At 38.4% G+C, this 11,670-nt stretch carries 13 protein-coding genes; 11 read left to right on the forward strand and 2 right to left on the reverse strand.

Annotated elements, in window-relative coordinates:
* Nucleotides 1-123 precede the first annotated feature (123 nt).
* From KK060_RS20895 to KK060_RS20930, 8 genes are all read left to right on the forward strand, one after another.
* A complete protein-coding gene (locus KK060_RS20895) occupies nt 124-291 on the forward strand; it encodes a hypothetical protein (RefSeq protein ID WP_254155914.1) in 168 nt (55 codons plus the stop codon).
* Nucleotides 292-1,110: 819 nt separating this feature from the next.
* Complete coding sequence (locus KK060_RS20900) at nt 1,111-1,437, forward strand: ArsR/SmtB family transcription factor (RefSeq protein ID WP_254155922.1); 327 nt, start codon at nt 1,111-1,113, stop codon at nt 1,435-1,437.
* Nucleotides 1,438-1,490: 53 nt separating this feature from the next.
* On the forward strand, nt 1,491-2,330 hold the full coding sequence (locus KK060_RS20905; protein WP_254155924.1) for an arsenite methyltransferase: 840 nt from the start codon (nt 1,491-1,493) through the stop codon (nt 2,328-2,330).
* A 30-nt stretch (nt 2,331-2,360) separates the two neighbouring features.
* A complete protein-coding gene (locus tag KK060_RS20910) occupies nt 2,361-3,008 on the forward strand; it encodes a low molecular weight phosphatase family protein (RefSeq protein WP_254155926.1) in 648 nt (215 codons plus the stop codon).
* Nucleotides 3,009-3,010: 2 nt separating this feature from the next.
* Nucleotides 3,011-4,060, forward strand: coding sequence for an ACR3 family arsenite efflux transporter (gene arsB / locus KK060_RS20915; protein ID WP_254155933.1), 1,050 nt, complete (start codon nt 3,011-3,013; stop codon nt 4,058-4,060).
* A 401-nt stretch (nt 4,061-4,461) separates the two neighbouring features.
* Nucleotides 4,462-4,674 carry a hypothetical protein gene (locus tag KK060_RS20920; RefSeq protein ID WP_254155935.1) on the forward strand — a complete coding sequence of 71 codons (213 nt, stop codon included), beginning with the start codon at nt 4,462-4,464 and terminating at the stop codon, nt 4,672-4,674.
* A 40-nt stretch (nt 4,675-4,714) separates the two neighbouring features.
* Nucleotides 4,715-4,918: a hypothetical protein gene (locus tag KK060_RS20925; protein WP_254155937.1), complete on the forward strand. Its 204-nt coding sequence runs from the start codon at nt 4,715-4,717 to the stop codon at nt 4,916-4,918.
* A 155-nt stretch (nt 4,919-5,073) separates the two neighbouring features.
* Nucleotides 5,074-5,985: an alpha/beta fold hydrolase gene (locus tag KK060_RS20930; protein WP_254155939.1), complete on the forward strand. Its 912-nt coding sequence runs from the start codon at nt 5,074-5,076 to the stop codon at nt 5,983-5,985.
* 50 nt (nt 5,986-6,035) lie between these two features.
* Here KK060_RS20930 and KK060_RS20935 read toward each other — a convergent pair whose 3' ends face one another.
* Together KK060_RS20935 and KK060_RS20940 are read right to left on the reverse strand one after the other, a co-directional pair.
* Nucleotides 6,036-6,680 (reverse strand): NAD(P)-dependent oxidoreductase, encoded by a 645-nt coding sequence (locus KK060_RS20935; protein ID WP_254155941.1) that lies wholly within the window; start codon nt 6,678-6,680, stop codon nt 6,036-6,038.
* 175 nt (nt 6,681-6,855) lie between these two features.
* Nucleotides 6,856-7,200 carry a hypothetical protein gene (locus KK060_RS20940; RefSeq protein WP_254155943.1) on the reverse strand — a complete coding sequence of 115 codons (345 nt, stop codon included), beginning with the start codon at nt 7,198-7,200 and terminating at the stop codon, nt 6,856-6,858.
* A 160-nt stretch (nt 7,201-7,360) separates the two neighbouring features.
* Here KK060_RS20940 and KK060_RS20945 point away from each other — a divergent pair, with 160 nt between their 5' ends.
* The 3 genes from KK060_RS20945 to KK060_RS20955 all read left to right on the forward strand — a co-directional run bounded on the left by KK060_RS20945 (nt 7,361) and on the right by KK060_RS20955 (nt 11,625).
* A complete protein-coding gene (locus KK060_RS20945; RefSeq protein ID WP_254155945.1) occupies nt 7,361-7,777 on the forward strand; it encodes an organic hydroperoxide resistance protein in 417 nt (138 codons plus the stop codon).
* 323 nt (nt 7,778-8,100) lie between these two features.
* Nucleotides 8,101-10,332, forward strand: coding sequence for an ATP-binding protein (locus KK060_RS20950; protein WP_254155947.1), 2,232 nt, complete (start codon nt 8,101-8,103; stop codon nt 10,330-10,332).
* Nucleotides 10,333-10,422: 90 nt separating this feature from the next.
* On the forward strand, nt 10,423-11,625 hold the full coding sequence (locus KK060_RS20955) for a winged helix-turn-helix domain-containing protein (protein ID WP_254155949.1): 1,203 nt from the start codon (nt 10,423-10,425) through the stop codon (nt 11,623-11,625).
* Nucleotides 11,626-11,670 lie beyond the last annotated feature (45 nt).

The raw sequence follows: 11,670 nt of genomic DNA on the forward strand, positions 1-11,670 counted from the left end.
CTCGGAGATCTCTATAAGTGACAGGTACGAGTATATTCAATTTTTTATCTCTTGTACCAACTACAGCAGTTAATTGCTCGTACGTGTTTTTCATAAGTAATGTAAGCCCCGTAAAAGGTTTTCATGTTAAAACAACTACCGGAAGCGGGAGAACCGGTTTACTCTGCTGGGGGATTAACGAAGATAACATTCTCAATTAGAGAAGAAAACAACGTTTCGGTTAGCGTAAATCTTGTCTATCGTTTTCTTGTAAACAATGATGCCACTAAACGGCTATGGCACAGTTTTTAACATGCAGTTTTAAAGTAATTTCAACTCCTTTCAGATGAAAAGGCCTGCTTCTAATCGCTGAGGAAAAAAAATTAAAAAAAAATCACTTCAACACAATAATACTTGGAAGAGCTTATAGGGTAACGCCCGGCCTATACTTTCGGTACTTTTCTTTTTCATGTTTCAGCCTGATATCCCACATTTATAACTCCACAAACCATGTTGTATAACCAGGTGGGTTAGCAAATAGGGTTAATACCAAAGCATTCAACTTTTCCTCCGCTTCACGCGTCCTTAGCACCGCAACATCCCCTTTTTCCAAAAATTCTCCCTTTTAAACCCTGTTTTTTCCCTGGTTTAATCCAGGGTTTAACCAAGGTTCAATCCTTGTTTGCCCGCCGTTTTACCACAGGATAACCCGTAGATAACCCGTATATAATCCGTATATAACCCGTAGATAACCCGTACCTTAAAGAGACGGGTTATCTACGGGTCAACTATAACTTACCTATTGATTACATTTAGTTCGCTGTAGGGTTAAACAGCCCTTAAAAACGGGTTTGAAGAACCTTTAGGGTAGGTAAAATGCATGGCATTCCATAAAGGAATACGCCAAGACAGAGGTAATAAGGGGTCTATTTTAAGGACAGAATGACTTTTTCAGGAAATGAGGACAAACGGATCGATCATCTTCTAATTGGCCGTTATTTTAAGGTCTAAGACTAAAAGGAGCTTCAAACTCTGAGAGAAGGCGGGAAATACCATGGTTTAAATCAATGATTACATTTTTTTCAGGATATTGAAACCTTTAATCGTAATATTACGATAATGTGAATATCTATGGGATTGACAAAAGCAGAAGAATTTACAAAAGCGCAAAATGAACTCGCCTCCATTGCAAAGGCGTTGGGGCATCCTGCAAGAATTGCAATACTTCAATTCCTAATAAAGACAAAAGCCTGCGTATGTGGCGATATCGTTGACCAACTACCTTTATCTCAATCAACGGTTTCTCAACATTTAAGTGAATTAAAAAAGGCGGGCCTTATAAAGGGTGACATTGAAGGGCCAAGTGTTTGCTATTGTATTGACGAAAAAAATTGGAGTAAGGCCAGCAAGGTATTGCTTGAGCTGTTCCAAAGCTATAAAGGCAACAGTTGTTGCTGATATTTTTTTACCCTATCTCATCGCAATATTACGATAAACTCAAAAAGTAAATTATGAACACAGAAACATCAGAACAGTTAAAGGAACTTGTCAAGGAAAAATACAGACAGATTGCTGAACAAAGTAAAGAAACTAACAGTGCGAGTTGTTGTGGTTCAGCTTGTTGCTCTACCATAGACTACAGCATTATGGCTGATGACTATGCCGAACTAAAGGGATACGTGCCCGAAGCCGACCTTGGCCTGGGATGTGGTTTACCAACGGAATTTGCAAATATAAAAGAAGGTGATACAGTTGTTGATCTCGGATCCGGAGCTGGCAATGATTGTTTTGTTGCAAGGGCTGTTACTGGTGATAGCGGAAGGGTTATCGGTATAGACTTTACCGATACAATGATTGAGAAAGCAAGGCTTAACGCGCAGAAACTAAATTATACGAATGTTGAGTTCAGGCAGGGCGATATAGAAAACATGCCACTTGCCGGAGAAGTTGCTGATGTAGTTGTAAGCAATTGTGTATTGAACCTGGTACCCGACAAGAGAAAAGCTTTCTCAGAGATATTCAGAATTCTAAAGAAAGATGGGCACTTCAGTGTTTCTGATATTGTATTGATGGGAGACCTTCCTCATGGCTTAAAGCAGTCTGCTGAAATGTATGCAGGTTGTGTAGCAGGGGCCATTCAAAAAGATGAATATTTAGGAATAATTAAACAAGCCGGGTTTACTAACATTACTATACAAAAGGAAAAGCCAATAATTCTGCCGGAAGAGATTTTACTAAATTTTGTTACACCAGTGCAAGCCAAAGACCTCAACGCAGGTAAAACAGGAATCTTTAGTATAACGGTGTATGCTAAAAAAGAAACATGTTGTAGACCTGGTTGCTGCCAATAACTGTTAAACACTACTTTATATACACCAATAATGACATCAATAAAAAAATCGGTATTACTACCATCCCTGGTGCCGACTGTAGAAGGTCTTATAAAACACTTCGATGAGATTTCGGTCGAACGAAAACAAATACTGAAGCAACTTACGTTGTTTATTGAAAACAAACTTCAACAGAGCAAGAATATAGATCTGAACTTTATCTGTACCCATAATTCACGCAGAAGTCATCTTTCACAGCTCTGGGCACAAACCGCAGCCTACTATTACTGTATACCTGGGGTAACTTGTTACTCGGGAGGCACAGAAGCCACTGCTTTTAACCATCGTGCTGTGAAGGCCATGCAGGAAGCAGGCTTTGCAATTTCCAAGGTTAGTGATGGCGAAAACCCTGTGTATACTGTTATCTTTTCAGAAGAAGCTCCAGGCATAGAGGCTTTTTCAAAAAAGTACAGCGACCCGATAAACAATAGTAATGATTTTGCTGCGGTAATGACCTGTTCTCACGCTGATGAAAACTGTCCCTTTATACCAGGAGCCTCTGCCCGCATTGCCATTACCTACGATGATCCCAAAATATTTGACGATACCCCCCTGGAAGCAATGAAATATAAAGAAAGAGTTGACCAAATAGGTACAGAGATTCTGTTTGCTTTTTCACAAGTTAAATTTCCTGCTTGAATATGAGTAAACAAAAGCAACTTGGTTTTCTTGACCGTTTTCTTACGCTCTGGATTTTCGTAGCCATAGTTACTGGAGTAGCATTGGGAAATTTTCTACCTGTAGAAAATTTTATGAGCAGGTTTCAGATGGGCACAACAAATGTTCTTATCGCCGTCGGCCTCATTGTTATGATGTACCCTCCGCTTGCGAAAGTGCGATATGAATACATCTGGAGGGTATTCAAAAATCTTAAAGTAATCTCCCTGTCATTGGTTCTTAATTGGATTATTGGTCCTATCCTTATGTTCATCCTTGCAATTACTTTTCTCGGGGATAACCCAGATTATATGATAGGGTTGATCTTAATTGGATTGGCACGTTGTATTGCTATGGTATTGGTATGGAACGACCTGGCAAAGGGCGATAAAGAGTACGCAGCAGGCTTAGTTGCTATTAATAGTATCTTCCAGGTATTGTTCTATAGCTTTTTTGCCTGGCTTTTTATCGCTGTATTACCTCCCTATTTTGGTGTTGAAGGATCAATAGTGAATGTAAGTATGCGTGACGTGGCAGAAAGCGTATTCCTGTATCTTGGTTTCCCTTTCATTGGCGGCTTTCTCACGCGATACATACTCATAAAAGCAAAGGGTGAGAAATGGTATACGGAGAAGGTTATACCTAAAATCAGTCCCTTAACCCTAATTGCGCTACTCTTCACTATTGTCATCATGTTTTCCTTTAAAGGAAAGATGATTATACATGTACCAATGGACGTCTTAAGAATTGCGTTACCACTTGTTATCTACTTTGTTGTGATGTTCATTTTAAGTTTTATGCTGGCCAAGAAACTCGGCGCGAACTATGAGGAGAACGCCTCTGTATCTTTTACTGCCACAGGCAACAATTTCGAATTGGCCATTGCTGTTGCTATAGGCGTGTATGGTATTAACTCTGGACAAGCCTTTGCAGGAGTTGTTGGTCCTCTCATTGAAGTGCCTGCTTTAATCCTCCTGGTTAATCTTGCGAATTGGTTCAGGAAAAAACTTTACAAAGGGAATACAAGTCGTTAAAATACGGATTAGAGAAAGTATCTAACAATTATTAAATAAATTACTGACACGTAATACGTATACTGCACAACTGTATTTAAGAAGTGTGTTACTAAAGAACAATCAACTCACCAAAGGAGGAAGGTGGGATCCTTAACGGGAATTTGTAAAGTACTGCTTTATCTTCAGTGGGTTAGTCACTGCAGTTACAACAAACGAAACAAGAATAATCAATGAAACAACAGACAGAATTGTATAGTTAATGGTACTATCCTTCCAATGCTTTCTCATGTAAATAGTGGGGACTAGTGGGGTTTACTGTGCCATACTCATCAAACTGTTTTACAGAATGACTATGTCAAAGATATAGTACTGTACTTTGGCTACCAGACGATACGTAGGTGAAACTTCACACATGTAATATGGAAGTCTTTTCTGAAGAAAATAAAGAATGTCTGGTTCGTTATGGATTCCAGCGCGTACTGCATAACCCGTGTATTATCAGGGAATTCAAATCAAAACCACGAAAGAACAGGTATTTAGATGGTAGCGCAACATCCGGCCCTAATACATTTTATCTGTTAATACAGCATGTTACAGCCACTTTCAGAAGCAACACTATTGGATGGCACTAAGTTTTAAATCCAAGAGGCAGGTAATAAAACGAAAATAGTCATGAATAAAAATGGAATATTACTTGCTGCCGTAGGTGGAGCAGCAATAGGTGCAGCAATAGCTTACTTTCTTTACAGCGATCAGGGAAAGGAATTTGTAAGCTCTGCCGGTGAATCACTTAAGGACCTTACTGATAAGGCTACCGAATATGCAAAGAAGAACATTCCAGGCATAAAAAACATCAATGAGGTTCAAACTTCATAGTATTGATGTTATTACAAAGTAAAGGGGGCAGAACATGCCCCTTTTTTTATATTTATAGAAGGAAACAACAGTTATCATCACTAGTAATCCTTCTACTTTATTATTACGTTTAATGGTAGCAGTGTAATACCTTCGTCCATAATATTCCTCACGTAATGATGATAAGATCCGCTAATATTTTCTTGTTCGTAATAGCGCTTACGCGTTCTGCCTTTGCACAGGAATCGTTCTTCATAAACTACGATTACGGTAAATTGTACTACCAGAAGTATGGAAAAGGTGAAGTGATATTTCTTCTTAGCGGAGGGCCAGGAAATGATTGCAGTCAACTGCGCGATGTAGCAATAGCGTTGAGCAAGCATTACACCGTTATTCTCCCTGAACAACGCGGAACGGGAAGAAGCATACCCAACAAACTTGACTCCACTACCATTAATGTTTCAGCCCTTACCACTGACTTAAAAAATTTAATCGATCACCTGAATGTAAAGAAGGCAAAGATTATTGGCCATTCATGGGGAGCAATGCTTGCGATGAACTTTGCAGCACTAAACCCGCAAAGGGTAGAATCACTTTACTTGCTATCGCCCGGCCCATACAATCAATGGAGCAAGAACTTCGCTGTGCTGCAGGCTAACATTTCGTCAAGGTTGGGCAAGCACGAGCTAGAAACTCTAATGACACTATCCGAGAAGCGTCAAAAGGGAACTGCCTCTAAAAGCGATTCAATTACCTTCAGAAAAACAGCACGCCTGGCTTATATCTATGATAAAAATAAGCTGGATTCATTATTCAATAAAATTGAGGTAAAGCAATATCCACAGATGCAACAACTCATGTTAAAGGATATGCAAAAGAATTTTGATGTATCTGCATCGCTTAATAATTATAAAGGTCCTATTCACATTGTTTGCGGAAGACAGGACGTGCTTGCATTTTGCACCTATGAACTGCAACTACTCCGACCATCTGTTAAAGTAATTTGGATAAATAATTCAGGACACTTTCCGATGTATGAACAATCTACTGAATTTTACGCACAGCTTACTTCAGTGTTGAAGGATTGAACTAAAACCCCGGAGAAACAGTGAGCCTAAGCCCACTGTTTTTTTTTAATTTAGACATTAGCAATGAACGGAGCGCTTCTTATGTAAGTCTTATCTTTCAATTGACTAATGAGGAAAAGAGCCAGTGAAGTCGCACTTACCTTTTGACCAGGGCAATCTTTAAGGGAGACAGCTATTTCCGATTCTACATCAGTCTGTTCAATTATCGGAAGCCTTACCAAAGTCCATTCAACGCTGCTATCTCGTAACAAGTTGTACTCAAGCTGTCTATCTTTGGTGGAGTCAGGATAGTGGCTATACATCCATTGCGTCGCAGCCTTTGTCTCAGGTCCTTTATTGTCTCCCGGCGTATCAACATTTAAACCTGCAATTGCAACATACCGCTTTACTCCAGTGCTAGTCATTGCCCGGAGTATGTTTCTTGTTGCCTCACTAAAAACAGTAGCCTCACTTGGAGGAGAACCCAGCCCTAAAGTACTGATAACAGCATCACATCCTGTGATCAGACTTTTCACATTCTCGTAGCTTGTAACATTTCCAGTAATCAAATCAATATGACGATGTTGATAATTGAGCTTTGCTGGATTTCGAACAAGTGCTTTAACAATATAGCCTTGTTGAAGAAGATATTTGATCAGGAACACTCCTGCTTTACCTGTGCCGCCGATTACGGCAATTTTATTGATAGGGTTCATTTAAATCTTTTATAAAATTGACAATATTATGTTCAGCTCTCTTGGTCAGAGCGGTTTATTGCACGGAGCTGCTCCGGCGTTAATAGATCAATATTTATAAAGAGATTTTAATGGGTTAAATGTAGTGATATTTACAAACGAACCAAAAGTCTATCACCTATATCTATACCAATAGCTAATTGTATTTCTTGTAAAGAAATTTGCTTATATCTCTTTCAAACTCCTTCCATGGAGATTTTAATTTGATACCTACAAAGAGCAAAAGCAAAACAACAAATTCAGTCATACTGACAAACGACACAAAGAAAGCTGCTGGTAATGTTGGCGGCGTAGGTTGTATGGTAACCTCATTTTCATGTATAGAAATTTGCGCTCCAACCAAAGGAGATTTTCCTACTATAAGAGTCTTTTCTTTTCCGAGCCCAAACAGCCTGTAAGAATAATCAGAAGAAAACTCCTGCCTGAGAATGTCTTTTAACTCTGCTATTGATGGTAGTCCTTTAGATGTTGTAAGTTTCATAGAGGAAAGAATAATTTATATATACGAAAAATATAACAGGCTGGTTTACAAGCTGCTTCGGTATTAAAATTACTTAGACAGTCTTTATTCCGAAAATTATTGAAACACTGTTGTGGCAAGATTGTTATAGAATCAACATTATAAACGCAAAAGAACAATAATGGCAAAATTATATACAGCGAAAGCCACAGCAACAGGCGGCCGAAGTGGCCATGTAAAATCAGCAGATGGCACACTTGATATCGATGTCCGTGTTCCAGAAGAAATGGGTGGCCCTTCAGGAAGTTATCTCAATCCTGAGATTTTATTTGCAGGAGGTTATGCGGCCTGTTTTGATAGTGCATTGAGTCATGTAATACGTGCCGAAAAAGTACAAGCTGGCACAACATCCGTTGCGGCGGAGGTAAGCCTTTTGAAACAGGAAAGCGGAGCCTTTGGTCTTGAGGTAACACTGGAGGTTGAAATACCTGGCGTAGACAAAGCAAAAGCAGAAGAGCTGACGCAAAAAGCACATGCTGTTTGTCCTTATTCAAATGCTACGCGCAACAATATTGTTGTAACTTTAGTAGTGAAGTAATTAAAAAATGTAATAACAAAACAGAGGATAGCATGTTATTAGAATGTGTTAGTAGACTTCGGAATTAATAACACCATTTCTCCTTGTCTAAAAGACATCACCAATCATTAAACAAATAAATTTTCCGAAAGCCATTTGAAGTGAACTCTTAAGCGGGCTACTTGACTATTTAGACTTGACACTACAGGATCTGGAAGAAATCGTTAACCAACATTTAAATAAAAAGCTGCTTTATTAATTAAGGCTATAATTTTTTCGATATTGCGAGAATGTTCTCTATTTAATGGACTTTTGAAGAAGGCGTATTTATGACAATGGAAACAATGGATGAGAAACTAATCTCACAACTCTTTAGTCATCAACCTGATTCTGTTGTATGGTTTAGTCCCATTTTTAGCGATGCCAATGAAAGTTTAGTTATAGACTTCAATGTTAGATACTGCAATGCTGCAGCAAGTAAAATTTTAGGTCAGGAGCGATCTAAAATTATTGGCACTACCCTGCTCACTTCCGGCCTGATGGATAGAACATCTATAGAACACATTTTTGAACAGTGTTTAAAGGTTTGGAATAGCGGTGATCCTGTTGAGTTTACTTATTATAGCCCAGGATTTGACAAGTATTTTAACGTTCAAAGAAGCAAAGTAGTGAACGGTATCCTTAGCATTACTCGGGACCGCACGACAGAAGTAAGGGCTGAACAAGAAAGAGAACAACAAGCTGTTTTACTTAACAAGATCATTAATAATTCTCCTACCTGCATTGTGTTTTGCCAGGCTTTGCGGGACATGAATTCTAAAATCGTAGACTTTGCGCTTTTAATGGTAAATGAGAAGATCGCAAATGATTTGAAAAGGCCAAAAGAAGAAATACAAACATTGACTTATTGTACATTACATCCGGCGGTGCGTACAAACGGATTAATTGATGTCCTTGCTTCTGTAGTTGAAACAGGTGAACGATTTAACCAGGAAATTTACCTGGAAGTATTTGGAGGTTGGTTCCTGCTTACCGTAGATAAAGTAGATGAAGATAAAATTATTGCGACGTACTTAAATATTAATGAAACAAAGCAGTTCACAGAAAAATTAGCCGCACAAGCCGCATGGTATAACCGCGTAGTAAGACATTCTACTAATGGAATTATGGCTGCAACAGCGGTGAGAGATATGGATGACCAAATAACAGATCTAAAGATTGTACTTGCAAATCCACCGGGAATACAGATTGCTGATTTACCAGATGACATTGTAGGTAAAAATTTATGTGAGGAAGTACCAGATTTAAGGTCATCTGAATTTTTTAAACTGCATAAGAAAGTAATTGAAACAGGTAACATCTATACTGATACATTTCTTCTTAACAAGGGCAAACGAAATGGATGGTTCCAAGTATCATTATCAAAATTAGATGACGGGCTAGTATCAAATTTCGTTGACATAACTGTTTTAAAGGAAAAAGAGAAGACAATCGAGGAACAATCTCACCTTTTAAACCTCATGTTAAATTCTTCTATTAATGGGGTTTATACATTAGATGCAGTAAGGGATGAAAATGATAGGGTTGTAGACTTTATTATATCTCATGTGAATGATATATTCTGCAGAATGTCAGGAAAACAAAGAGAAGAACTCGTAGGAAAGTCATTTATTCAAACTTTTCCCAGTACAGTACCATTGGGGTTATTTGCAAGAAATTGCAGGGTATTACATTCCGGCAAGGCTATAAGGGAAGAACTTCATTATAAAGGGGATAATATAGACCGGTGGTACGATACTTCAGTTAACAAAGTAACAGCAAACCAAATTGTAATTGCTTTTAATGATATCACGCCCCTAAAGAACGCAATTCATGAACTTCAAGCATCAAACGAACGATTATCTGGTTTTACATATGTTGCCTCGCATGACTTAAACGAACCTTTAAGGAAAATCATTACTTATGGTAATTTAATACAAAACCGTTTTGGCAATGAAATTGGTACGGGAATAAACGGTTATCTGGAAAAGATTAGCGTAACTGCAGGTCGGATGCAGGTATTGATTAACGATTTATTGATTTATTCGCAAATCAGTAATGGTAAAAAACAATTTGAAAATGTGTCGTTAAATACCATAATAAGCGAAGTACAAAATGATCTTGAACGTTTAATCCAAGAGAAAAAAGCAACTATTGAAGCAGACGTCTTACCAATTATTAACGCAGACAAAACGCAACTAAGACAGATATTCCAAAACCTGATATCGAACAGTATCAAATTTCAAATTCCAAATAAAGCTCCAATAATAGAAATCAGGTATAAAAGAACTAGCAGGGCAGGAAAAATGTATGAGGCTATTGCCGTTAAGGATAATGGGATTGGATTTGATCAGCAACATGCAGAGAAAATTTTTCATGTTTTTCATCGGCTGCATCCTAAACAGGAGTATGAAGGCACGGGGATTGGGTTAGCCATTGTGCAAAAAGCAATGGAAAACCATTCAGGCATTATTGAGGTGCATAGCAAACCATTAATTGGAACCACATTTGAATTACTATTTCCGCTGCCTGATTAAATCCAAATAGTTTATAACTTTATTCGTATTGTTTCCATATACGACATTGAGATGCTTTTCTATAAGTAGAAAAAGTTATTAATTCATGATATGGAATCAGTTGTTCTCTCAAAATCACAAGCACGCAAAATAATTCTTCACGCTGCCGGACTATCAAAACGGGCACAGTTTGGCAAGGGCATAGAGGCAGTGTTTAAATTGATAGATCACCTTGGTTTTGTACAGCTCGATTCAAACTATGTTATCGAGCGGGCACATCATCATACCATTGCATCACGCGTACCTGATTATAAACCCGAGTGGCTGGATCAACTTCAAACCGAAGGGCGAATTTTTGAGTTCTGGACCTACGCCGCAGGCTATCTCCCCATGCATGATTTCCGTTTCTCGTTACCCGTAAAAGAAAGCTTTGCGGCGAGAAGAAAATCGTTAACTCAGGCAGAAATAAACCTCATGAGAAATGTGCTCGACAGAATTGGGAGAGAAGGACCTCTTATGGCAAAAGACTTCGAAAATGATCGCGTTACCAAAAGTACAGGTTGGTGGGATTGGCGTCCATCAAAGGTTGCGTTGGAAAGGCTGCACCTTGATGGAAGATTGATGGTTGTACAAAGAAAGGACTTTCAAAAAATATATGACCTGCCGGAAAATGTACTGCCACCTGATGTAGATGCGACAAATGTAACGATAGAAGCATACTCCCGGCATTTAATCATGAGATCATTAAAAGCCCTTGGTATAGCCTACCAGAAAGAGATTGCCTTTCGGGGGCGATACGTAAAGCATACTGTAAAAACCGAACTGCAGAAACTTGTTGAAGCAGGAGAAGTTTGTAGCGTAGATATTAAGAATTTTAAATCATCACCGCTCTACATGTTGCCGGAATATGTAAACAAGAAGATTGCTTTATCAGAGGAGGTATTTATTCTTTCACCGTTTGATCCCTTAAATGTTTACAGGCACCGACTGAAAGACTTCTTTGACTTTGACTACCAGGTAGAATGCTTTGTACCGGAGGCAAAAAGAAAGTATGGATACTTCTCTTTACCCATACTTGCAGGAGACACCTTTATTGCGCGTATGGATTCTAAAGCAGACCGAAAGAAATCAGTATTAATGATCAATAACCTGCATTTCGAATCTGTCGATATAGCAGGAACAACATTAAATAAACTTATCAAAGCAATTATAAAATTCGCTGAGTTTAATCGGTGCCAGGCTATTACCATAAAGAAATGTAACAACAAAAAGCTATTAAGAGTGCTTCAGGAAGGGTTAAGTGTATTGACGTAATCATTTTAAATTATATCAACACAATTAAACATTGTTCATTAGGTT

The organism is Chryseosolibacter indicum, from assembly GCF_018598585.1.
GTDB lineage: Bacteria > Bacteroidota > Bacteroidia > Cytophagales > Cyclobacteriaceae > Chryseosolibacter > Chryseosolibacter indicus.

Bases quoted from the DNA above. Each gene is read 5' to 3' on its own strand.
- KK060_RS20950 (WP_254155947.1), top strand. From the start codon at position 8,101: ATGGATGAGAAACTAATCTCACAACTCTTTAGTCATCAACCTGATTCT.
- arsB (WP_254155933.1), top strand. From the start codon at position 3,011: ATGAGTAAACAAAAGCAACTTGGTTTTCTTGACCGTTTTCTTACGCTC.
- KK060_RS20930 (WP_254155939.1), top strand. From the start codon at position 5,074: ATGATGATAAGATCCGCTAATATTTTCTTGTTCGTAATAGCGCTTACG.
- KK060_RS20910 (WP_254155926.1), top strand. From the start codon at position 2,361: ATGACATCAATAAAAAAATCGGTATTACTACCATCCCTGGTGCCGACT.
- KK060_RS20925 (WP_254155937.1), top strand. From the start codon at position 4,715: ATGAATAAAAATGGAATATTACTTGCTGCCGTAGGTGGAGCAGCAATA.
- KK060_RS20895 (WP_254155914.1), top strand. From the start codon at position 124: ATGTTAAAACAACTACCGGAAGCGGGAGAACCGGTTTACTCTGCTGGG.
- KK060_RS20935 (WP_254155941.1), bottom strand. From the start codon at position 6,680: ATGAACCCTATCAATAAAATTGCCGTAATCGGCGGCACAGGTAAAGCA.
- KK060_RS20945 (WP_254155945.1), top strand. From the start codon at position 7,361: ATGGCAAAATTATATACAGCGAAAGCCACAGCAACAGGCGGCCGAAGT.
- KK060_RS20900 (WP_254155922.1), top strand. From the start codon at position 1,111: ATGGGATTGACAAAAGCAGAAGAATTTACAAAAGCGCAAAATGAACTC.
- KK060_RS20905 (WP_254155924.1), top strand. From the start codon at position 1,491: ATGAACACAGAAACATCAGAACAGTTAAAGGAACTTGTCAAGGAAAAA.
- KK060_RS20955 (WP_254155949.1), top strand. From the start codon at position 10,423: ATGGAATCAGTTGTTCTCTCAAAATCACAAGCACGCAAAATAATTCTT.
- KK060_RS20940 (WP_254155943.1), bottom strand. From the start codon at position 7,200: ATGAAACTTACAACATCTAAAGGACTACCATCAATAGCAGAGTTAAAA.
- KK060_RS20920 (WP_254155935.1), top strand. From the start codon at position 4,462: ATGGAAGTCTTTTCTGAAGAAAATAAAGAATGTCTGGTTCGTTATGGA.